19 protein-coding genes and 1 tRNA gene are annotated in these 22,077 nt (G+C 49.3%); 1 reads left to right on the top strand and 19 read right to left on the bottom strand.

Annotated elements, in window-relative coordinates:
- Positions 1-108 precede the first annotated feature (108 nt).
- A tRNA-Arg gene (locus QZQ08_RS07295) sits at positions 109-185 on the top strand.
- Positions 186-506: 321 nt separating this feature from the next.
- On the opposite strand, the gene QZQ08_RS07300 is transcribed toward QZQ08_RS07295, so the two are convergent.
- From QZQ08_RS07300 to QZQ08_RS07390, 19 genes are all read right to left on the bottom strand, one after another.
- Positions 507-1,682: an iron-containing alcohol dehydrogenase gene (locus tag QZQ08_RS07300; RefSeq protein ID WP_296330115.1), complete on the bottom strand. Its 1,176-nt coding sequence runs from the start codon at positions 1,680-1,682 to the stop codon at positions 507-509.
- Positions 1,683-1,790: 108 nt separating this feature from the next.
- Positions 1,791-3,155 (bottom strand): aldehyde dehydrogenase, encoded by a 1,365-nt coding sequence (locus QZQ08_RS07305; RefSeq protein WP_296330117.1) that lies wholly within the window; start codon positions 3,153-3,155, stop codon positions 1,791-1,793.
- A 121-nt stretch (positions 3,156-3,276) separates the two neighbouring features.
- Positions 3,277-3,465 (bottom strand): helix-turn-helix transcriptional regulator, encoded by a 189-nt coding sequence (locus QZQ08_RS07310; RefSeq protein WP_296330120.1) that lies wholly within the window; start codon positions 3,463-3,465, stop codon positions 3,277-3,279.
- A complete protein-coding gene (locus QZQ08_RS07315; protein WP_296330123.1) occupies positions 3,422-3,577 on the bottom strand; it encodes a hypothetical protein in 156 nt (51 codons plus the stop codon). The genes QZQ08_RS07310 and QZQ08_RS07315 overlap by 44 nt, the downstream gene beginning before the upstream one ends.
- A gap of 119 nt (positions 3,578-3,696) precedes the next feature.
- Positions 3,697-4,302, bottom strand: a complete 606-nt coding sequence (locus QZQ08_RS07320) for an outer membrane beta-barrel protein (RefSeq protein WP_296330125.1) — start codon at positions 4,300-4,302, stop codon at positions 3,697-3,699.
- A gap of 526 nt (positions 4,303-4,828) precedes the next feature.
- Positions 4,829-8,203, bottom strand: coding sequence for an autotransporter domain-containing protein (locus QZQ08_RS07325; RefSeq protein WP_296330128.1), 3,375 nt, complete (start codon positions 8,201-8,203; stop codon positions 4,829-4,831).
- A gap of 386 nt (positions 8,204-8,589) precedes the next feature.
- On the bottom strand, positions 8,590-9,945 hold the full coding sequence (brnQ, locus tag QZQ08_RS07330; RefSeq protein ID WP_296330131.1) for a branched-chain amino acid transport system II carrier protein: 1,356 nt from the start codon (positions 9,943-9,945) through the stop codon (positions 8,590-8,592).
- Between the two features lie 69 nt (positions 9,946-10,014).
- Positions 10,015-10,770, bottom strand: a complete 756-nt coding sequence (locus tag QZQ08_RS07335) for an SDR family NAD(P)-dependent oxidoreductase (RefSeq protein ID WP_296330134.1) — start codon at positions 10,768-10,770, stop codon at positions 10,015-10,017.
- A gap of 90 nt (positions 10,771-10,860) precedes the next feature.
- Positions 10,861-11,058: a cold shock domain-containing protein gene (locus tag QZQ08_RS07340; RefSeq protein ID WP_009015310.1), complete on the bottom strand. Its 198-nt coding sequence runs from the start codon at positions 11,056-11,058 to the stop codon at positions 10,861-10,863.
- A 480-nt stretch (positions 11,059-11,538) separates the two neighbouring features.
- Positions 11,539-11,829, bottom strand: a complete 291-nt coding sequence (locus QZQ08_RS07345) for a GIY-YIG nuclease family protein (protein ID WP_296330145.1) — start codon at positions 11,827-11,829, stop codon at positions 11,539-11,541.
- Positions 11,829-12,296, bottom strand: a complete 468-nt coding sequence (locus QZQ08_RS07350; RefSeq protein WP_296330148.1) for a peptidylprolyl isomerase — start codon at positions 12,294-12,296, stop codon at positions 11,829-11,831. The genes QZQ08_RS07345 and QZQ08_RS07350 overlap by 1 nt, the downstream gene beginning before the upstream one ends.
- A gap of 51 nt (positions 12,297-12,347) precedes the next feature.
- Positions 12,348-13,337 (bottom strand): hypothetical protein, encoded by a 990-nt coding sequence (locus QZQ08_RS07355; protein WP_296330151.1) that lies wholly within the window; start codon positions 13,335-13,337, stop codon positions 12,348-12,350.
- A complete protein-coding gene (locus QZQ08_RS07360; RefSeq protein WP_296330155.1) occupies positions 13,337-14,188 on the bottom strand; it encodes an NAD(P)/FAD-dependent oxidoreductase in 852 nt (283 codons plus the stop codon). The genes QZQ08_RS07355 and QZQ08_RS07360 overlap by 1 nt, the downstream gene beginning before the upstream one ends.
- 123 nt (positions 14,189-14,311) lie before the next feature.
- Positions 14,312-15,274, bottom strand: a complete 963-nt coding sequence (locus QZQ08_RS07365; protein ID WP_296330158.1) for a M23 family metallopeptidase — start codon at positions 15,272-15,274, stop codon at positions 14,312-14,314.
- A gap of 184 nt (positions 15,275-15,458) precedes the next feature.
- Positions 15,459-16,361 carry a LysR family transcriptional regulator gene (locus QZQ08_RS07370; protein WP_296330161.1) on the bottom strand — a complete coding sequence of 301 codons (903 nt, stop codon included), beginning with the start codon at positions 16,359-16,361 and terminating at the stop codon, positions 15,459-15,461.
- 93 nt (positions 16,362-16,454) lie between these two features.
- Positions 16,455-17,699, bottom strand: coding sequence for an S-layer homology domain-containing protein (locus QZQ08_RS07375; RefSeq protein ID WP_296330164.1), 1,245 nt, complete (start codon positions 17,697-17,699; stop codon positions 16,455-16,457).
- Positions 17,700-17,737: 38 nt separating this feature from the next.
- Complete coding sequence (locus QZQ08_RS07380; RefSeq protein ID WP_296330167.1) at positions 17,738-19,027, bottom strand: SLC13 family permease; 1,290 nt, start codon at positions 19,025-19,027, stop codon at positions 17,738-17,740.
- Positions 19,028-19,048: 21 nt separating this feature from the next.
- Positions 19,049-19,912 (bottom strand): alpha/beta hydrolase, encoded by an 864-nt coding sequence (locus QZQ08_RS07385; RefSeq protein WP_296330170.1) that lies wholly within the window; start codon positions 19,910-19,912, stop codon positions 19,049-19,051.
- Between the two features lie 226 nt (positions 19,913-20,138).
- Positions 20,139-21,785, bottom strand: coding sequence for a polysaccharide biosynthesis protein (locus QZQ08_RS07390; RefSeq protein WP_296330172.1), 1,647 nt, complete (start codon positions 21,783-21,785; stop codon positions 20,139-20,141).
- Between the last annotated feature and the right edge of the window lie 292 nt (positions 21,786-22,077).

The following is a 22,077-nucleotide window of genomic DNA, read 5'->3' on the forward strand; positions in this document are numbered from 1 at the left end:
TTAAGCTGCAACACAATCTTATATGGGTCTCCCGAGAAAATGTTGACACATACGATGTGTCCCCGCCTTTGTTTTTTTAGGGACTATCTGGTATAATAATCCTGTTATGCGGTTGTAGCTCAGATGGATAGAGCATCTGCCTCCTAAGCAGAGGGTCGCGCGTTCGACTCGCGCCAATCGCACCAATTTTTTGAAGTAAGGAACGTCCGACAAGGGCGTTCTTTTTTATTGGGAGCTTTCTGTGAACTCCCCCGATAGGAGTGGGAGGCGGCTTGCCGAACCGGCAGTCCCATCAAGAAAACGGCGGGAAATCTCCAGCTTGAGCTGAATCGGTATCTGCGTTTGGGTTCCGGCCTTTTCTTCCCGTTTCAGGACCCTAAAATCGAAGCTTTGCATCAGACCCGGGAAAAATGGCAGCAAACAGAAAAGGCGGCACCTTGAAAACAAACTCAAGCTGACGCCTTTTTTAGATCAGGGACATGGGTCCCATCTTATATCCTATTTCTTTAAAAACCGGCTTTGAGGATGGCTTTGACTTCGTCCTTGGTAAGGACTTTGTAGCCGCCCTTCAAAATAAAGGTGGCATCGGCAATACCGTCAATCATCGCTTCCGCTGCGCCCACTTCGCCAAGCTTCAAGGCGACACCAATTTCCTTCATCCATGCCTCCATAGCGGCAAGGCCCTCTTCGGCAATCGTCTCATCCGATTTGCCGTCAGGGCAGATCTGCCACACGTTCACAGCAAAACGTTTGAACTTGCTGAGGCCATAAGGCAAAAGGAAACGATAATAGGCAAGGGAAACGGCAGAAAGAGTCATGCCATGAGCGGCGTCTGTATAGGCACCTACAGCCTGCCCCAGCATATGGACCATCCAGTCCTGGGTCTTACCCATGCCAATGAGCGTATTAAGGGCCCACGTTGCCGTCCACATGAGGTTGCTGCGTGCTTCATAATCCTTGGGATTTTGAATGGCCATGCGGGAGGAGGCTATAACAGAACGCATGAGCCCTTCGGCAAGATAATCAGAGGTATTATCATCGTAACCGGAAAAATACTGTTCGCAGATATGGTTAAACATATCATAGATCCCTGCTGCCATCTGACGCTTTGGGAGAGTAAACGTAAATTCAGGGTTCAGGATGGAAAAACGGGGGAAAACGCGTTCGTCTGAAAAAACGTGCCCTACTTTGCGCTTTTCCTCATGGTTTGTAATGACGGACCCGGCGTTCATCTCAGAACCGGTTCCCACCATGGTGAGGATACAGGCAACCGGAACGACCCGGTCCTGCTTTTTGGGTTCTTCAAAACGAACAAAGAACTTTTCCCAGGGATCGTCATCAGCATAGGCGGAAACGGCAACCCCTTTGGCAAAATCGCAGCAGGATCCGCCGCCAACAGCAAGGATCAGGTCCGCCTTGCTGTCTTTGGCCGCTTTGGCCCCTTCCCGAAGCTTTTCTGCCGTGGGATTCGGCATGACGCCAGGAACTTCCGTAACCACCTTATGATTCTTTTCCAGATAAGAAAGGACGGCATCATAGATGCCATTTTTCTTGATGGAACCGCCGCCGTAGACCAAAAGGACATTCGGTCCATAAAGGGGCAGTTCGTGGTCCAGTTTTTCCAAGGATTGGGCGCCAAAATAGAGCTTTGTCGGATTATGATACATGAATTCTCCAAGCATGGGGATTCCTCCTTTATTCGTTCATTGATTTTATTGTATCGGATGAGCTGGACCCTTTCCAATGCTTCTTTTTTATCTTCTTTCATGCCTTTAGCGCATGCGTGCAGCCTAGAGGAAGCGTTTCAGCCATTTTATCTTTCTTTCCGTAAAGGGGGCATAGCGCAGGAAAAGGTCAAAGCGGGTCGTATTCTTGACAATGCTTTTTTTATGGGAAAAGGCATCAAAACTTGCCTTTCCATGATAACTTCCCATGCCGCTATTTCCCACTCCGCCAAAGGGCAGGTTGGGGTTTGTCACGTGAAGAAGGGTATCATTGACGCAGCCGCCGCCAAAAGAAAGGGCTCCAATGACCGATTCCGCAGCTTCCTTATTTTCTGTAAATACATAACACGCCAAGGGTTTAGGCCGCGTTTTGATGTACGTCACGGCGCTTTCCAGGTCTCTTACAGCAATTACGGGAAGCAGAGGACCAAAGATTTCATCTTGCATGATAGGATGATCAAAATCCGCATCAGGCATCAAGGTGGGCGCAATCCTGCGTTTTTCTGCGTTCACAGCGCCGCCAATAAGACCGGATTCTGTTTTCATGAGGCCAACAAGCCGGTTGTAGTGCCGCTGGTTGATGATGGACGGATAGGTATCACTTCTTTCCGCATGGGGATAGCGCTTTTCAATCTCTTTTGTCATCGCGGCAAGAAGCGCGTCCTTTACGCTTTCCTGGACAGCAACGTAGTCCACGGCAATGCAGGTTTGACCGGCATTCATGAATTTTCCCCAGACGATACGCCGCGCCGCAAGCTCGATGTTGGCCGAGGCGTCGACAAGGCAGGGGCTCTTGCCGCCCAGTTCCAAGATGACAGGCGTCAAATGCTCGCTGGCAGCCTTCATGACACTCCTGCCTGCTGCTGGACTGCCGGTGAAAAAAATCATGTCGTACCTTTCCTGCCAAAGGGTCTCAAAGGGCAGGTCCGCCTCCGGACAATAGATATATTCCGGTGGGAAAAGATCCGCAAGAAGGTCCTTGATGGCGCGGCTCGTATGGATGCTTTCCGGGGAACACTTCACAAGGGCACAGTTTCCTGCTGCCATCGCTCCCACAAGAGGCATCAGCGTAAGGTTCAGAGGATAGTTCCAAGGCGCGATGATGAGCACCACGCCATACGGTTCAGTATAAATATGATTCGTCGCGGGAAAGAAAGTAAGGAGCGAGCCATTTGTCTTTTTAGGATGGCTCCACGCCTCGACATTGACCAAGGCTTCCTTGATTTCACTCCGAACCATGCCGACTTCCGTCATATACCCTTCGGCCCGTGATTTACCAAGATCCTTGTGCAGGGCTTCCAAAAGGAGATCTTCCCGTTCATCAAGGGCATCCATCAATTTTTTCAGCATGATCTTGCGAAAGGCTATACTTTTTGTTGAATTCGAGTCAAAATAAGCCTTTTGCTGAATCACGATGTCGTGAAATTCCATGTGCTTTACTCCTCTGCGGAAATACCATCAGATTGTGACGGTACTATGATTTTTGGATCAGCATAACAAAAAGCTGGATCAGGTCCCTTGTCCGGATTTTCATCGAAGGTCGCCGTTTGCTTCAACCTGGAAAGAGGGTTTTTAGGTCCTCAATGGCGGTCTTGAAGGTCAGATAATCATAGTGTTCAGCATCGCAGCTTCTAACACCAACGATTCCCGCCTGTTTCAGGACTTTCAGATGATGGGAAACAGCCGATCTTAAAAGGTCAAGCCGTTCCGTAATCCCCTTTACGGTCAGCCCCCTTTCCAAGGCAGCCTGTGAGGATAAGGATGATTTCCTGCCCTTTGACATCGCCGAAAACAGAAAAGATGGGGATGCATTTCCGAAACTGTTCCATAACGGCAAGGTCTTTCCCTTTCATGAAGCAATTCCCTTTCCGGTTATCTGTTTATGCGTTTAATCATATAAACACAATAGGCTGAACCAGAATTCCTGTCAACAAAAAAGAGCCATGCCAAAGGCACGGCTCCGCACTCTTTATTAGAATTTATAGGAAACACCGACGTTGACGCCATGGGTCTTCACGTCCGTATCGCCGCTGAAATCCTTGTACTTGCTGTCATTATAGGAAACATTGGCTTCCCAGTTATCCGTAATGGCATAACCAACACCGACTTCATATTGGGTAATCGTGTTGCCAATGCCAAACTTAGCCCACGGCGTGGTCTTGCCAAGGGGCAGACGGCCCGTTGCACCAACCTGGAAACCATTGGAATTATCCGTATAGCCGCGATGATGGGCACGATTGCGGACATAGCCGCCAAAGCCGTAGAGATAGGGATTGAACTGGTAGACCAAGTTGACTTGATGGCTCTGGACCGAAGCGTTGTCGTTGCCTTCATGGGAAGCATAGGTATAGTCCAGACCGAGTCCATCGCCGATGCCTACAGTTGCCCCAACACGATAGCGGGTATCGCCGTCAAAGTCGATCGTATGCCCGTCCCGTTCTCCTTTAAGGGAACTGCCGAGGGTCACATTGGCATCGATCTGTGCACGGCCCGGTGCAATTTCAGCAAGCGGGGAAGCAGCCGCGAGGCTGGCAGGGATCAGGCCTAATACAAGGGCCAGCATGATGTTCTTCTTCATAGGGAAATCCCTCCTTATCCAATGAGTTAACGATTCTATAGACACCTTATTATAACAAAAAAATGGTCTTTTGTGAAGGAAGTGAGAGAAAGCGTAAGTTTTCGACAGATAATCAAGAAAGGAAAGGTCCTAATAAGTAAGCCTGTCGTTTCTTCACCACGCTTTTCCTTTTAGGCTTTTTCCTTAGTCCCTGACGTTCAGAGCCGATTCGCTTTGATTTACCTTATCAAGATGGAGAACCCAAACGACCAGCCGCTCCAAAGAGTTGAAATGAAGGGCCAGCCGTTTGGGTACTGGTTGAGGAGAAGCATTTTTTGTTCCGTTACCTCGGTAAGAACAATATTGATCTCCATTCGTCCAGGTTTCGAAGGACACTTTTGGAACAGATTGGAAGTTCAGGAAACAGGCATTGGGACAAGTCGATTCCCCTTCCCAAGGGCAGCCTTGCAGCTAACCTTCCAGTCTTTTTTCTCAACCTCTTTTGCCTATATTGAATCCACCTCATATCGATAGCTGCTGCAGCTGATTAAAACTTCCAATTGATACCTGCATAAAGTTCATAGGTCTTGGAATAGTCTCCACCAATATAGCGCTCCCAATCGATATAGCCATACAAGTTCTTGCCTAAGCTGCGGCTGTAACCGACTCCCAAGATTCCCCAAGTCCTTTTATGATGATCATCGACTGTAAAAATACCATCTGTAAATCCGTCTTCACTTCTAGAACCAATGGAAGAATGGCTCCCATCTAGGAATTCGTGGAGCAGTCCTAATTTGAAATACAATTTACTATCAATTTCATCATGCCACTGCCTCGTTAAATCAAACCCAATCCGCCCCAACAAACTCCAAGCATGCTCCTTCTGACCTCGTAACTGCTGTGAATCTTTATACCGAAATTCTCTCAAATAGCTTAGCTGCAATTGTGCCTGAGGAACCCAGTACCAATCTTCATTGAACGAATGTTTCCTTCCGTATTCCGTGCTGAGATTAAAGGCATACTGCCGATAGTCACCATCATATGAAGTTCCTGTTTCATGATCGATTACGGAATATTTTTGATTAATACGGTGCAGTTTTAAATAGTTGTCCCAGTATGCATGATCATCCTTTTTCCAAGCTTCCATTTTTGCCTGGTGCTCTTCATCTGCATAGTAATAATGGGAATCATACAAACCAAGATACCAATCCGTCATACGGAAATGACCATAAAGGTCGGCCCACGTCCCATAGGGATGGCTATAGGCAAGAGAGACGCTCAGCCGATCTTTTCGATCAATGCGATCACGGTGAAGGTTTGTATACCCGATTTCATAAACATTACCGTTCAGATATCCGACCCCATCGAGACCCATTCGTTTATGATGATAACGCACCCAGCCACCTTCATCTTTATCAGGGGTAAAATATTGAGTTTGCCCAGTACGTTTGGTAAAGGTATCCAAATCCGTGAGGTAGCGGGATTGAATCTCATCAACTTTTCCCAAGGCTTTCGCCCCATCATTGATTGATCCCATTTTTACGAGATAAACATTTTTAGCCTCATCACCATCATAAAGATCATGGATTGCGGCAGCGCCCAATTTTTGATCAAGGTTATCTCCTGTCCCATGGTAAGCTTCGTCATAGCCTTGTTGATTTAAAGGATCAGTTGCCATATCACGGTATTGAACGAAAATTTTTCCGTTGTAAATCCCATCTGCTCCAGATGACAGGATTTTCCCATCACGAAATTCATTTTGGGAATAAGTTACGGTCGCAAAACGAACGGCATCACCTATTTTCATAGAACGATCAAGCTCTTTTAGGTTTCGCACTTCCAAGGTCTGTTCTTGATCAGTTCCCTGATGAATATAGACCATATCACTATGTGTTCCATCCATTGAAAGATTCATAGAAAAAATGTGACTGCCCGTAAGCGTACCAACATGGAGCGCGGAACCCCCGTTTCCTTTGAAATATAAGGTTCCCCCATTCCCGCTTACGGTTGACACACTGCTCTGTTTTGTAATATTCCACTGGCTGCCTGAGGTCATTTGCAGACCAACATGGCCCCAAGATGGGATTTCCTGAGTAAAGGGGAGCTTTTCTTTCACACCTTCCACAAGTCCCGTATCACTCCACCCCGTCCAAACACTGTTTGCAGAAAGTGAAAGATTAACTGTACCGCCTCTTGTTTCATTTTCATCAGTTCCGTGATGGGCATCAATGTTTCCATCAAAGATCAAATGTCCCTGTTGCTTCATAGGCAGCACAGAAACCTCGCCCAGCCCAAGGGCGCGAATCGTTCCTTGAAGGGCACTATGACCATCATATTCAACATGAATCGTCGTTGGATATTCTGAAAAGTCCCTGCCGTTGCTTACAATAACGGGATTGTCTCCGCCACTTGTAATCAGTGCTTGTCCGCTGACAGAAATCTGACTGCCCTTTTGGGGATCGGTAGATATCGCATACAGCGCATTTTGTTCCCCATGAATTTGATTTTCTGAGCCCTTAATAAGAATGGTCCCATTTTGGCTATAAACCGCCTGTGTCGTTGCTTGGATAACATTACTGTCCTTAGCATTCAAAGTAACATTGCCAAGATCGGCAGCACTAATGCCATTTCCAATGGCATTGTCTCCCATATCCAACGCATCCACATCTGTAATGATGAGATTGTTTTCCCCAGACAAAGCAATCTTTGCCTGTTCCCCATGAGAATAGATTCCACTATATTTTGCTTTATCCGGAAGATCCTTTCCAATTCCGTCATAAGCAGCTTTAGCCTCTTTTTGATGGGGAAGAATTGTAATCTTATTGTTTCCCTCCGGGGCCTGCATTTCTATCGTTCCGGAATGGGATTCAACTGCATAAGCACCGCCAGCGCTCACTGTATAAGGCAGGATTGCAACTTCATTGGAACCCTTATCTGCCTGAAGCGTAACTTTTCCATGATACTTTGTATAGATGCCCTGTGCAGACGCCTTAGGTCCCACTGTTCCCACAGTTATGGTGTTATTATTTTCGGAAGCATGTAAAAGAATAGAGCCCCAAGCTGACGCATCGACGCTATGAAGATACTCAGCCCCGCCTTTTCCTTCACCTCGGATAACGTTTGATTTCCCTTCTAAAACAATCTGACTCGTTCCATTCGGTTTTGAAAGCGCTAAATAGTCAGCATCCTGCGTTTCTGGCCAATAAGAATAGGAGTAAAGGCCAAAAGCTCTGGATTGGTCCAGCATAGAATCCGATTGATACGTCACATAGTTTGTACCCTCAGGAGCGCGCATTGTAACAACAGCATCCAAAGAGCGAACCGATCCTTGGTTAACACCTCTATTAATATAACTGACAATGGCAGCAGGAGAGTATGTTGCTCTTCGATATGAGCTTACTTCATTATCGCCGGATTTCGCTTCCAAAAGGATGGAGCCTCCATTATTGACCGCAATAGCCCTGCTTTCCCGAGCAATCACATGAGAATCATCAACGCCTGCTGCTCCATGAATGATTCTATTGGAATTTCCCGTAAGAGATACGGTTCCTCCATCGGTATAGAGCGCGTCGTAGGTTCTAAGTGAAGAAACCCCATCGCCCTCTGCAAGCGGTGTTCGATCTTGGAATATAAGGCTATTGTCTCCCTGGGATAGAACGGTCATTTTCCCCTGTACGACCATAACCAGCGAAGCATCATTTCTACTAGTGCTGTAATTCGTATTGGCATTCATAGAAAATGTCGAATTACCCTGACTGTTTATTGTATATTCTGCAGAAGGTCCATAGATGAATGTTCCATATAAAGAACTAAGCTTCGTTCCTGTCATAGATGATTGATATACCGGTAAAATGACTTCATGCCTCAATTCTGGAACATTAGACGTTTCCTTTTTCTGGACAAGCTTATCAATGATTTGCACACGATTTTTACGGCGCTTTCATCATAAGTCTTACCCTCAGCACTCAAAATAGGAACCATGGACACAATCATCCCCAAAATAGAACATGCTAGTTGCTGTTTTTTTAGCATAAATATACTCCTCTCCTTCATTTTTCTATCCCTATCTAATTTTTAATGATATTACCCCTTAATTCCCTATTGTATATTAATTAGTGTCTATTCTAACTTTAAATAAATTTTAAATGATAATTATACGTTTATCAATATATATTTATTTAGGAGCATATTATCCTAAATGATTAACATAAATTTCTTCTTTTACCGTTAACAGGTCGTTCCGTATCAATCCATAAAAAAAGATGCCCCAAAATAATTTCTCATTTTGGGACATCTTTTGAAAAGTGATTATGATTTTTGTAAGGGTACAACACCTGTCAGTTTGACGTGGATCAACGCGACGGCTAGCCCGAGGAAGGTTGGCACGACCCAAGCCATGCCATCTGCGGAAAAAGGCAGCATGGCGTGGAATGAAAGGATCGTTTTTATAAAACCGGTTTCCTTAAAGGCCGGTGAAAGGACGCTCAGGGCATCTCCCAAGGCAGCAAGGACCGTAAAGGCAGCCGGCCATTTATAAAAGCGCGTATCATGGTGAAAGAAATACGCCGTATAGGTCGACAGGATAAGGGCAATGGCTAGGGGATAGATGAACATGAGGACGGGAATGGCCAGACTGATGATCTGGGTAAGGCCCACGTTCGCCACAACAAAGGAAAATCCTGCCATGATATAACAATAGGTCCGGTAGCCCGGTCCTTTGGGGAAAAGGGTATGGAACGCTTCGGAGCAGCTCGTAATGAGCCCAATCGCCGTCTTGAAGCAGGCGAAGGTTACGATGACGGCCTGGAGCAGCTGTCCCAAGGGTCCAAAGTAATAGGCTGCAATTTCCGCAAGGGCAATACCGCCGTTATCCGATAGGGTCAAAGCTCCCATACTTGAAACGCCAAGCCAAGTAATCGCCGTATAGATGACCGTCATGAGGACCGTTACGATCACGCCGACCTTAAAGATATCGCCCGTCATGGCCGAACGGTCCGTCAGACCCAGGCTCTGCAGGGTATTGATGACAACAATGGCAAAAGCAAGGATGGCAAGGACGTCCATGGTGTTATAGCCTTCCTTGAACCCCGTAAGGTAGGGCTGGGATACATAGGCTCCATGCGGCATCATGGCACTGTAGGAGCCCATGGGATGGATGAAGGCCACGCTCACAAGAAGGGCCAAAAAAAGCAGGAATGCGGGATTCAGGAACTTACCAATGTAAACGATAAGCTTGGATGGTTTCAATCCCATAAGAAGCGCAAGGGCCATGAAGACCCCTGTAAAAAGCGCCATGGTCAGGGTTTCCGAGCCGGGAGGCACAAAAGGGGCCACCCCAATCTGGAAGGATACGGAAGCCGTTCGGGGAAGCGCAAAACAGGGACCAATGGTGAGATAAAGCAGCACGGTAAAAATCTTGGAAAAGGTGGGATGGACACGGTTTGCCAGGTCTTCGACGCTTGTGGCGCCAGAAATTCCCAGCGCAATGAGGCCAATGAAGGGCATAAAGACACCCGTCGAAATAAAGCCCCAATTTGCAAACCAAAAATGGCTGCCGGCAAGCTGTCCCAGATGAACCGGGAAAATTAGGTTACCAGCGCCAAACATCATGCCAAAGAGCATGGATCCCAAAAAGAAATATTGAGCACGGGTCAGTTGTTTCATGAAATTCTCCTTATGGGCAGCGATTGAGGAAATAGCGGACAAACTAATTTTTAGGGAAAGCGGGGCTAGTTATTTTGCCGTCAGGCCCCCATCGACGGAAAGGATGGCGCCGGTCATAAAGCCATTTAGCGGAGAAAGGACCGCGCAGATCATGTGGGCCACTTCTTCGGGTTCGCCAATGCGCCCCACAGGATAAATGGAGGCCATGCTCTGAAGCGTATAGCCACCTTCTTCCAGCTGTTTTTTTACAAGAGGTGTATTGACGTCACCAGGACAGAGGCAGTTGACGCGGGCCCAAGGCGAAAGGTCGAGCGCCGCGGAACGGGTAAAGGCGACGACAGCCCCCTTACTTGCAGCATAGACGGCGCAGCCATAATTCCCTTCAAGGGCAGCATCGGAAGCAATGTTGAGGATGGAAGGGCTGTCTTCACTGAGCAGGGGAAGAACCGCCTTTGTAAGAAAAATGGTGCTCTTCACATTTTCATCCATCATCTTGCTGTAGGACGCCTCAGTAATATCCTGGAGGGCTTCTTCCTGGTACATGCCGGCACAGTTGACAAGGAAATCCACTTTGGCATCCCCTTCCCCCGCAGCCTCCGCCACTTTTTGACAGCCCTCAAGGGTGCTTACATCCGCTTCAACGTAGGTAGCCTTACCCTTGCCATCAGAAAGAGCCGTAAGGGCGGCCTTGCCCTTTTCCGCGTCCCGACCCACAATAAAGACATGGGCCCCGTCACGAACGAGCATTTTGGCTGCCGCAAGACCAATCCCAGACGTACCGCCTGTGATGATGCCCCGTTTTTCTTCCATTCCGTATGCGTACACGGCGAGTCTCCTTTCCACACTAAAAAAGGCGTTTCACCTAAGTGAAACGCCTTCCGCTTTTTGTTGTTTCCTTCAGATACGATTTATATCTTACAGCTTAACAACGTTTGCAGCTTGTTCACCGCGGTTGCCTTCGACAACGTCGAATTCAACAGCCTGGCCTTCTTCCAGGGTCTTGAAGCCTTCGCCCTGAATTGCGGAGAAATGAACGAATACGTCGCCGCCGTCTTCACGTTCAATAAAGCCATAACCCTTTTCAGCATTAAACCATTTAACTTTGCCAGTCATCTACTTGGCCTCCTAAAAAATATTGCGAAAAACCACACCAAACGTATGTCAAAACTCATTGTCGTAACATTCATTAAGTCCGCTTTTTCTGAGGTTCATTCTATCATACTCCCCACGCTTTTACAAGAAGATTGTCCAGTGATTTTTTCAAAACAGTTCCCGTAATTCCTATGGTTTTCATGAACATTGGCTTCATGAGACGCAAAAAGTCCCTTGTTTTCAGAACTTTCGAAAGAATTTTTGTCTTGATTATTCAAGGCGCCAAAGTTCCTTTTTTTTACTGCTGGGAGTGTTCCCTTGCCTTATGAAAGTTTTAACAGCAGCAAGGGTCTCATGACCCATCGCTGCTGGCGTCAGAAAAAGGGACCTGTCCTACTCACCTTTCTTACGGGCACAAAGGCAACTAGGCCAAGACAAAGAGAAAGACCTCGAAAAAATACGTGATCCATTTTCTCGAGGTCTTGTCGGTTCAGGTACCGCTTAGGATTTTTTTGCCTCACGAGCAGAAAGGGATAAAGGCCCCGCTGCAAAAGCTTTCACAAGAGCTTCCTTTTCCTTTTTCGTCAGCTTCTTGATGGCGCATTCCCGTTTCAAAGCTTCACGTTTTCCGGGAAGCTCTTCATAGTAGACCATGGAAAGGGCATGGAAAGCATGCGTAAACTTGGCTCCTTTTCCAGATACATGGGCCTTCAGACGAGCTGCTAGGTCCGTTGTCCAGCCCGTATATAGGGAACCATTGGCACAGCGGACCATGTACACGTAAGCCGCCATTATTTCAGGATTTCCACCTTATTCATGACCACGTCCTCAAGCGGGCGGTCCTGGAAATCCGTCGGAGTGGACCCAATCTTATGGACGATGTCCATGCCTTCCACGATCTTGCCGAAAATGGCGTGATGGCCATCGAGCCACGGTGTCGGAACAAGGGTAATGAAGAACTGGCTGCCGCCCGTATTGGGTCCAGCATTGGCCATGGAAAGGATGCCTTCCCCGTCATGTTTGAGGCCTGGGCCAAATTCATCCTCAATCTGGTAGCCTGGGCCGCCCATGCCTGTACCGGTAGGATCGCCGCCCTGGATCATGAAATCATCAATGACCCGGTGGAAGATAACGCCGTCATAGAACCCTTTTTCAACAAGGGCAATGAAATTCTGGGCCGTCTTGGGCGCTTTGTCCTCAAAAAGTTCAGCTGTAAAATCGCCTAAGGTTGTTGAAAATCTAACTTTTTTGTTCATCATGCACCTCTTTGGTTATATTCTGGGCCGACTCAAAGAGCGGCCAAACTGCTGTCAATATTCCCGCACAACAAGGCGGGAAAGGTTCAAAGCCTCCCGTCCCGGCTGAGGCTGGGTCCTTCCGGCGAAAAGGAAGAGCTGTCCCTTATCGTCAACATAGAAGTTATCTTCTTCAAGGGCTGCGTCGCTGCCAATGGCTTCGACAAGGGCACGTGCCTTAGCTAGGTTCTCCTTCCCAATAAAATCAACAAGGGTCAGACGGCGGCCGCTTGCAAGATCAAAGGTCATGGCGTACTGGATGTCTGTCACGGCGCTGGTCATGATGCGCGGGTCGGCGCCTCCCCACAGGGGGGACACGAAGGCATAGCGCTCCACTTCCTTCCAGCTGGAACCATCGTTGATGGATTTCACACTGTAAGCCCGGTAGCGGATAGGCGGTCCGGAAAAATAAAAGCTCAGGATGTCCCGCCGGTTATAGGTTACATGGCAGGAAAGATCACTGCCCACGGGGCCCGTCACAAAGCGATACACATCGAGATAGCGGCCGATTTCCCGATTGATGGCAAGCGCCACATCCGATGCCACCCCTCCTGTAATCTGCGGATAGGTACTGCGATGGACCTTGCTGGTTTCTTCAAGGGTCGCCTGCTGTCCCGCCTTAAGCGCAGTCTCCGGAATGGTATACCAACCGGTAACGCCATCCCGAGTCGTGACTTTGGCCCATTCCTTGTTCCCGAGGACGCGCTTGCCATAAATCATGCCTTCACTGCCTTGAGGGACCTCCCGCACGATGGCAGTCGGACTTTCTTCAGGCAGGCTGCGAAGATAACCGCCGGAAAACAGGACCCGTTCCATCTTATGTTCCCGCGTCACAAATTCGATTCGGGCACCGTGATCATTTTCACCGGTTGTCGTGGTCTTGGTTTCCCGCTGGGTATTTTCAGCGGGCACGACATCGGGAGTCTTTTGGTCTTTCTTTTCCCCACCGCAGCCAGCTGTCAGCAGGACGGCAAGGATCAAGGAAAGAAAAGCCAAGCCTTTCATCAGCCCTTTTTCCTCAAATAATCTGCCGCGCCAAAGACAGCGACAAGACCGTCGCCCGTGGCTTTACTGATCTGCAGGGGCTGCCCAATGCAGTCACCAGCAGCATAGACACCGGGAATATTCGTTTCCAGATGTTCATTCACCTTGATGGCATTTCCCTCCATAGCAAGGTCCGGCAAGAGGCGGGACACAGGGTCACTTTCCCGAAGGATGAAAAGGCCGTCCATCCGCTGGGTATCATCAGCCTGCAGTACAAGGTCCTGTCCATCCTTGGCAATGCTCTTGGGACGGTCCTTCCGTACGGTCACATTGTCAGGAACAGGGCCTTTTACATCAAACGTCACATAGGCTGTCACCTGACTTGCAAGGCCTGCCAAAAATTCCACTTCATGCCACTGGGCAGGAACGGTACAGATGACGCCAATAGGACGGTTCCGGTAAAAGTTCCCATCGCAGGTTGCGCAGTAACTGATTCCCGTCCCCACAAGGTCCGCTTCCCCCATGAGCTGGGCTGAACGGGGAATCCCCAAGGCAAGGATGACGGTCTTTGCCTCTGTTACGCCGCTTGGGGTGGCAAGATAAAAATGGCCGTCCAGATTCATGATGCTAAGAATTTTTTCGGATACGATTTCCGTTCCGGCTTTTTTGGCATGGTCCAAGAAGTCTTGCATGAGTGCCTTGCCTGAAATATCGGGAAAGCCCAGGTAATTGGTGATATGGGAAGCCTTCTGCAGGGCAAGGCCAAAACTGCCCGGATCAAACAGGATGGTCGATAAATTGCGGTTTTTCGCCGTGACCGCGGCACTGAGGCCAGCCGGTCCGCCGCCAACGATGGCAAGATCATAGATCATAGGGATTCTCCTTGGATTGTGCGAATTGAATCTGCAGGAACTGAAACCGCCTGCATTGTCTTTCATTATATCATATGGAGGAAAGAGAAAAATAGGCCGCCCAGAGGGCAGCCTAAAAAATGCTTATGAACGGGTCCTGGGCGGTACGGCAAACTGCAGAGGATTTTCCGTCTGCCCGTTTTCCCTGACTTCAAAATGCAGATGCGGACCTGTACTGTAGCCGCTGCTTCCCACGTAACCAATGACCTGTCCGCGGGACACCTGCTGCCCCACCGTAACGGCAAGGGCACTCATGTGTCCATAGGCTGTCGACATCCCGGACCCATGGTCAATACTGATAAAACGCCCATAACCGCCATTGAGGCCGGCCGCTGTCACCGTGCCTGCCGCGGCAGCCTTTACAGGCAAGCCAAAGTCCGCTGCGATATCAAGGCCGGAATGATACTCGGAGCCACCGCCAAAGGGATCGGCCCGCAGTCCGTAAAAAGAACTGATTTCCCCGCTGTCAAGGGGCCAGCCAAAGGTCCCATCGCCCGTGCTCGAAAGGGCAAGAAGCATATTGGTAAGGTTTTCCTTCTTGTAGGCAAGGCGTTTCCAGTTGATTTCGTCCTGGACTTCAAGGACCTGGAGCTGATCGTCCGTTGAAGGGCCGCCTTTGCCCCCCTTGTCAAGTTCCTGGGACTTTTGGTCCACCGATTCTTCGCTGATCTTTACGCCGTCTGCTTTCAGTTTTTCCCGGACGGCCGCTTCCAATTTGGCCACTTGCGAAAGTTCCCGCTGAAGTTTTTCATTGTTATCCATAAGCTTTGCCAGGCGTTCCGTATAGACCCCGTAATCGGCCCGATAATGCTGAAGTTCTTCCTGTTCGGCCCAGGCTCGGGAAAGCAAGCCTGCACAGACAGCAAGGGCAACTACACAAAAGGCGGCGCTTAAAGCGGTAAGCGTCACGAACTTGGGTCCCACTGAAAGCTGGTGGCGTTTTCCCTGCCGGTCCTGCCAGGTAAACGACCCCTGGATGGCACCCCATCCCGGGATTTTATCCATCAGCTGCTTTCCTTTTTCTTTTAATGCATATTTATCCATCATGGCTCCTTGCCCTACGCTTCTTTCGTTGAAATTTCGTAATGTTTTATATCATAAACCCTTCCAAAAGACAAGGGATGCCCCAAAATTATCACAAAAAAGCTCCCGGTCGGTCCTTTTCGCCCCGCGTACGGAGGAAAATCGCCTACCTGGAGCTTCTCATGGAAATGACTTGTGATGCATGTAATCAGAGAGTTTCGAGCGATGGATTTTTCGGTTTGAAATGCGCTTGCGTAAAGCGAATGAAACGCCGGATCTTTGGATCGCGATAAGCTTCCTGCGTCCAAATCAAATAGACTTCCCCCCACACTGGATGATCTTTTTCATCATGGATTTCAACTTCTTTGACCTGCTTGCGATTGACTTTCCATTCTTCACCAAAAATCAACGTGCAGGCACTGCCGCTTTCCACCATACTGACGGCAAGTTCCACATGGGAGGTTTCCTCGATTTCCTTATGCTGCCCAGGAAAGGCGTAGGCTAGGCCCTCACGGATCAGGTTCTTGGCATAGTTACTGTGGTAGCCAATGACGCAGGGTAAAGCAGCCGCCCCCTCCGCTGAAAGATGTCTCGGCATGAGAAGATACAGCTTTTCCGCAAAGATTCGCTCGCCCCCGCTGTGGGCTTCATGGCAGTCGAAACAAACGGCGACATCAACGCTGCCTTCGTTGAGCTTTTTGATATTGGAATCCCATGACCCCAAAATGGGATGGACGCTTAGTTCATCATAGGCCTTGCTGTAGGCACTGACGAGACTGGAAAGGTTGAGTCGGGCAAAAGAATTGGTAATCCCAAAGCGAAGCAGCTGCTTGCCTTTCCCCTTCTTATGGCAGCGCTGCTGACTAAACCGTTTCCTTAGGGCATCCATCCCTTCCAGGACTGTAAGGGACAGATGAGCCAAAGCGTCCCCACTGGGCGTAAAGATAACACCTTTGCTGGTACGTTTGACCACCTTGATATCCCATTCCGCTTCAATGCGTTGAAGGCGTTTGCTTACTGCCGACTGCGTCATATATAGACTTTCGGCAGTTTTGTTAAGACTCTTTTTTTCATGGAGCAGCTTCATGAGCAGCCAATCAAGATTATCCACAAAAAGGCTTCCTTTCATTGTTTTACTGTTCTGGGTATGCGTCAAGAAGCCAAGGTCCTCCAGCGTCTCATGACTTTACTCATCAAGGACTCGTCAGAAGGAAATGTTCAGCATGGACCAAAGGGTCCGTGAATGCTTACCGGTTTTCTTGCCTTTAAGATCATACCACTCAACATCAGCTACCATATTGGGGGCAAGGGTCACGTTCCCGCCTACGACATACCCCTTATAGCCTTCCAGCGGGAAGGACTTGGTATCACCATACATTGGATGGCTGATGACCGTTGCGGCACCTTGATTGAAGTATTGCGTAAAAAGTCCCCAGGAGCCTGCTTTTTTCTTATCCGCGCCCCCGTAGCGCAGACTGTAAACCGTACCCCAATCACTTCCGCCGTAAGCGTCAACAACATCATTGTCCCCCTGCAGGTACATGGCGCCCACCTTGAGTTTCCCCAGTTTATAGTTGGTCCCGACGGACCAGATTTCATCATCGCTCCCCTGTTTTCCCATGTTCATGACATCTTTTGCCTTGACATAGTTGAATTCTCCATCAAAACGACCCCATTCGCCGCCCAGGGCAAACCGGGCATAGCGTCCGGCAGCCGAAGTCCCCGTCGCACCGGGAGCCGAACTGACATCCGCACTTGCCATTTTACCATATGCACCAACAAGATAAGAAGCGCGGCCCAGATTCACCCCTAACTGGATGCCGTCGACACGGTTATCATAGATATTGCTTTCAGCAAATGCGTCATTATAACGTCCTGCCGTAACCTTGACCGTGCCAATCCGGCCCTGCAGGTAGGCGCGCTGGAAAACCGTATCGCTATCCCCCGATTCATTTTTACCTTGAAGGAAGTACTGCTGGTTCTGGATCATGGAAACAAATTGCAGCGTATCATTCACTTCACCGGTAAGAAAGAGCCGCGTACGAAGCTTGGCATCACTGTCTTCATGAAATTTCCCGCTGCGCTCACGATAATTGAGACGGATCCGCCCCGTAATCTTGACCCGGTCGGCCTGCTTTTCAAGGGCGGCCACCCGTACACCAAGCTGGTCCAGTTCCTCCGCAAATTCAGCAACAAGCCGATCATCGGCCCCAATGGCACCTTTGGCAAGGGCCTTTGCTACAATCTGTGCCATTTCATAACGGGTCATGGTGCGCTCCCCCTTGAACGTACCATCAGGATACCCCTCAAGGATACCGGAACCTGAAAGTTTGGCAAGGGACGCATAGGCCCAATGGCCCTGCGGCACATCCGAAAAAGGATTCGCCGCAAAGGCAATAGAAGAAATCCCCATGAATGCAGCCACCATCATCATACTTTTTTTCATCATAAACACTCCTTTCAAATTTGGGCGAGTCCCCTCTATCCTCATAAAATAGGATACAGCGTCATGATCCAGCCCACCGACACAATGCAGGAAATCACGGAATATAATAGGCCCTGCTTGATCATGGAAGTCTGGTCATAGCCGCCGCATTCCATGATATATGGAACTGCGGAAGTTGCCATTGGCGTCATAAATGCAGAAAGACAGGCAGCTTGGATAAGGATCATCAATCCGACGGGATTTCCGCCGATATACGCACAAGTTGCAATGGCAATGGGATGAAAGATCAGCATTGTCCCACGATTGGACATAAACTGGGTCATGATGAAGGGAATCAGGAAGAAAATGAATCCCACCGCATAGGAGTTCCCATCAACGAGCTTCACAAGAGCCGCAATATGGCCGCCTATGAATTCACCAGCGCCCGTTACACTAAGAGCCCCTGCCATAGCCTGGGAGCCCACAATCAAAAGGAGCATGCTGACAGGAATGGACCCCGATGCCTCTTTAGGTTTGAGGACTTTGCAGATGACCATCAAAAGGGCCCCGGCCACGCAAACTTCCCAATTTTGAAGACCCAACCTTTTGGCAAACATCAAGGCGACGGCATCCCCAAAGAAAATAACGATGGCCGCTATTTCCGAGAAACTGCTCAGCGGTGCATGATCCTTTGTTTTTTTGGTTTCAAGGCTGGTCGGAAGGATGGGCTTATCCGGAGAAAATCGCAAGGCAAAGAAACTGAAATAAATAATGGCAATGATCAGCATCGGCAGTCGGCCCATCATGGGATCGAGAAACCCGACCATGTACTGCGTATAACCATAACTTTCAATGTAGCCGTTCAGTTCGCCTGCTACAGTTGCCCCGGCACCAAGGGGCAGTGTGCAGCAGGTACAGATGGTGGCTACGCCCACGGGAAAGATGACCTTACTGGGACTGATTCCCATGCTTTCCGCAGAAGCAATGAGCATGGGGGCCACAATCCCAAAGACAACGACAGGACTTTGGATGAACTGGCTGAGAAGGACCCCTATGAGCACATACCCCAGCATCATCTTCTTGACGCTGCCCTGAGCCAAATGAGAAATCCGATTAGCCAGCCGGGCACAAAACGCGGTCCGGTTGAATCCGGCGGCTACGACACACATTCCCGCAATCATGATGACATTGGAATTGGAATAGTATCCCAGTGCCTGCTTTGCACTCAGACATCCTGTAAGTGTCAGAGCAATCAAGGAAGTCTGGGAAATCGTTGCAATACTATACAGTCCGCTGCAGTAACCGATGACGGTCACCGCAAAAATAAGAAGACAGACGGCTAATTGATCCATGTTACTTTCCTCCTTTGATCCTTACCCTAAAAAGCTCCGAAAAGTCTGGAACACAACCTGTTCCGCTTCTTCATAACCGGCCGTCCGACTCACCAGGAAAGCGTGCTTAGCCCCAAGCACCTTCTTCACCGTAACCGTGACCCCGGCTTCGATGAGATGTTGGGCAAATTCCAAGGCTTCCCTGCACAAGATATCTTTTTCCGCCGCAATCACCGTAAAAGGCGGCAGCTGCGCCAAGTCATCCTGGGACGCCAGCAGGGGGGATGCATAGATTTCATGGTTTCTCCCATTGGGCAGGTACCAGCTGTTATAAAGACGGCCCCGTTCACTCATGGGATCAGCCTCTTTCGTGCCCGCTTTCACAGCAGGATCTGTCACGAGGTCACAGGGCGGGTAACAGCAGATGACGCAGCTTGGCTGAGGTGCCTTCATTTCCTTCAGCTTCAAGGAAATTCCGATGACAAGGTTGCCTCCAGAGCTTTCCCCCATGAGTGCCGTATGGTTCCTGTCGCCACCATATGCTGCCATATGTGCCAAAAGGTAAGTGACCACATCTTCCCCTTCTTCGAGAGCGCATGGGTAGGGGTTTTCCGGTGCCACCTTATAGTCCACATCAAAGACCAAGCAGTTCTCCCGCGAGGCCATCATCTGCGAAAATTCGATATCCCGGCCCCGATAGCCCTTGACAAATCCACCACCGTGGAAATTGATCACCGCAGGCAGCGGTGAAGTCAGGGCCTGCGGACGATAGAGGTGAACCAGGGCATCGCCGCTGCGCGTAGGAATCATTAGATCCTCGCGTCCTTTAATAGGGAATTTTTCCAAGTAGGCAGGGTCCGCCTCCTTTCCAATTGCCTGATTCCTTACTTTTTCCAGTTCATCCATTACATGAACCTCCTTCTGTTTTGTCTATTTGAAATATTCCGTTTATTCTACAAATTCATTATAGGAGGCTTCCATTTTGATATGAACTTCGAAATGAGCAAGCCACGATATTCCTTATCGGAATACCATGAACCTACAAAAAGGCCGGGGATCCATAGGAATCATGAATCCCCGGCCTTTTGCCGGAAACGAATAAGGGAAAGCTGATTGTTTTGTTTTTGAGGAACTATTCTGCGGACTTTTTCAAAAGGCCCAGTTTATGGCCCAGCCATGCCATGCGCCGGCCGAGAAAGGGAATTTCCAGCAGTTCTTCTTCCGTCAAGGTCCGCAGCAAGAGGAGCATCAGGACATAGACAGGCACTGCAACCAAGATGCTGAGGAAAAGCGCCAGCCCGCCGCGGCTGACAAGGGAAAGGACAAGTTCTACAGCGCCGCCCATGACCGCCGCACAAAGAGCGGTCTTGAAGAGCTGCCGACCTTCAAAGGTAAATGCTGTATATTTCTTGATAAAAAAGAGGTTAAGAAGGGCAGCAATCCCAATATCGGCAACCGTTGCCCAACTCGAGCCCTTGATTCCAAGGGTGGGCATAGCCGTCAGGTTCCAGTTAAGAAAGACCTTAGCGATGGCCGCGATGATCATATTGATGACAGGGATGCGGGTCTTGCCGAGGCCCTGAAGGATGCCTGTCGACACCTGATGAAGGCCCAAAAGAAAGATGGCCCAGCTCATGATTTCGATGGCAGGTCCTGCTGCCGGCGCGTTATAGATGAGGGCAGCCACCCGTCCGCCCAAAACGTGGAGACCGACGCTGCAGGGAATGGTGATGACCGAAGCCACGGTAAAGGCCGTTGCCACCTTACTGCGGATGCCTGCTTCATCAGAAAGGGTCCGGGACTCACTGATGGCCGGTACAAGGCTGATGGAAAGAGCGGCCGTAAGGATCGTTGACATATTGATGAGCGGCACGGCCATGCCCGAAAGGTAGCCAAAAAGGGTCGTTGCCTCGCCTGGGGCATCCCAACCGCCGACCTTCAGCCGGGTTGGCACAATCATCATATCAAGGTTCGACACAATGGGAAGCATGAGGCTTGACATGGAAACCGGCAGGGCCAGACCAATGAGGCGCTTCATGATAAAGCCTGCTGACTCCTGCGTCTTGGGCGTCCGGTCCACCCCTTTGGGGAAAAACTTCTTCTTGAGCTTTAGATAAAAGCCCATCAAGACAAGGAGCCCGCAGAAAGCACCCGCGCCCGCACCCATACTGGCGCCGGCAGCGGCGTAAGTAAGACCGTAAGGCAAGAGCAGGGCAGAAAAGACAATCATGGTCCCAACCCGCACGATCTGCTCCGTAATTTCCGAACAGGCGGTCGGCGTCATGATCTGCCAGCCCTGGAAATAACCGCGGAAACTGGCGAGAAACGTGACAAAAAAGACGGCCGGGGCCAAGGCGATGATGGAATAATAGGCCCGCGCATCAGGAAGGACCGTTTCGACAAGCCAGTGGGCCAGCACCACAAGGAGCAGGGAAAAAAGGAGCCCCGTGCAAAAAAGCATCTTCAGGGAAACATGGAAGACGCGCTGCGCGCCTCCATAGTCTTCCATGGCCACCTTTTCCGCTGTAATGATGGAAATGGCCACCGGGATTCCTGCCGAAGAGACCGTAATGGCCATCAGATAGATAGGAAATCCCATCTGATAAAGCCCAATGCCCTCCCCACCCATAATCCGGGAAAGGATGACCCAATTGAGGGCTCCTATGACCTTGACAACAATACTGGAAATGGTAAGGATCAATGTCCCCTTGAGGAACTTGTTGTTTCCCTGGGACTTTGTCACTTCTTCACTCATGCCGCGACCATCCTTCTTTGTCATGATAAGCCAAAGGCTTGTATCCATAGCGTAGCGTATAGCACATCATTCTATCATATTTGGGAGAAAAAGTGCAATCACACAGAGGGCTTCCCTCCTTTTTAAAAAATGGACCCAGTTCCATTTTTCCCCTTTGATTCCTATGGACAAAGGCCTTTTTTTGATGTACCATTGATATACCTTCAACTGTATATTTTTTATATTCATTTATTATGGAAAGGAAATATAGGAAAACAGGGGACTAAGCGTAAAATGTTTCTCGGTAGGGAAAAATAGTCCTTGCAAAATAAAGGGG

The organism is uncultured Acidaminococcus sp., from assembly GCA_900538365.1.
In the GTDB taxonomy this organism is placed as follows: Bacteria; Bacillota; Negativicutes; order Acidaminococcales; family Acidaminococcaceae; genus Acidaminococcus.

Coding starts and splice junctions, on each gene's coding strand:
- QZQ08_RS07300 (WP_296330115.1), bottom strand. CDS start 1,682: ATGCTTGGAGAATTCATGTATCATAATCCGACAAAGCTCTATTTTGGC.
- QZQ08_RS07305 (WP_296330117.1), bottom strand. CDS start 3,155: ATGGAATTTCACGACATCGTGATTCAGCAAAAGGCTTATTTTGACTCG.
- QZQ08_RS07315 (WP_296330123.1), bottom strand. CDS start 3,577: ATGAAAGGGAAAGACCTTGCCGTTATGGAACAGTTTCGGAAATGCATC.
- QZQ08_RS07320 (WP_296330125.1), bottom strand. CDS start 4,302: ATGAAGAAGAACATCATGCTGGCCCTTGTATTAGGCCTGATCCCTGCC.
- brnQ (WP_296330131.1), bottom strand. CDS start 9,945: ATGAAACAACTGACCCGTGCTCAATATTTCTTTTTGGGATCCATGCTC.
- QZQ08_RS07340 (WP_009015310.1), bottom strand. CDS start 11,058: ATGACTGGCAAAGTTAAATGGTTTAATGCTGAAAAGGGTTATGGCTTT.
- QZQ08_RS07345 (WP_296330145.1), bottom strand. CDS start 11,829: ATGGCGGCTTACGTGTACATGGTCCGCTGTGCCAATGGTTCCCTATAT.
- QZQ08_RS07350 (WP_296330148.1), bottom strand. CDS start 12,296: ATGATGAACAAAAAAGTTAGATTTTCAACAACCTTAGGCGATTTTACA.
- QZQ08_RS07355 (WP_296330151.1), bottom strand. CDS start 13,337: ATGAAAGGCTTGGCTTTTCTTTCCTTGATCCTTGCCGTCCTGCTGACA.
- QZQ08_RS07360 (WP_296330155.1), bottom strand. CDS start 14,188: ATGATCTATGATCTTGCCATCGTTGGCGGCGGACCGGCTGGCCTCAGT.
- QZQ08_RS07365 (WP_296330158.1), bottom strand. CDS start 15,274: ATGATGGATAAATATGCATTAAAAGAAAAAGGAAAGCAGCTGATGGAT.
- QZQ08_RS07375 (WP_296330164.1), bottom strand. CDS start 17,699: ATGATGAAAAAAAGTATGATGATGGTGGCTGCATTCATGGGGATTTCT.
- QZQ08_RS07380 (WP_296330167.1), bottom strand. CDS start 19,027: ATGGATCAATTAGCCGTCTGTCTTCTTATTTTTGCGGTGACCGTCATC.
- QZQ08_RS07385 (WP_296330170.1), bottom strand. CDS start 19,912: ATGGATGAACTGGAAAAAGTAAGGAATCAGGCAATTGGAAAGGAGGCG.
- QZQ08_RS07390 (WP_296330172.1), bottom strand. CDS start 21,785: ATGACAAAGAAGGATGGTCGCGGCATGAGTGAAGAAGTGACAAAGTCC.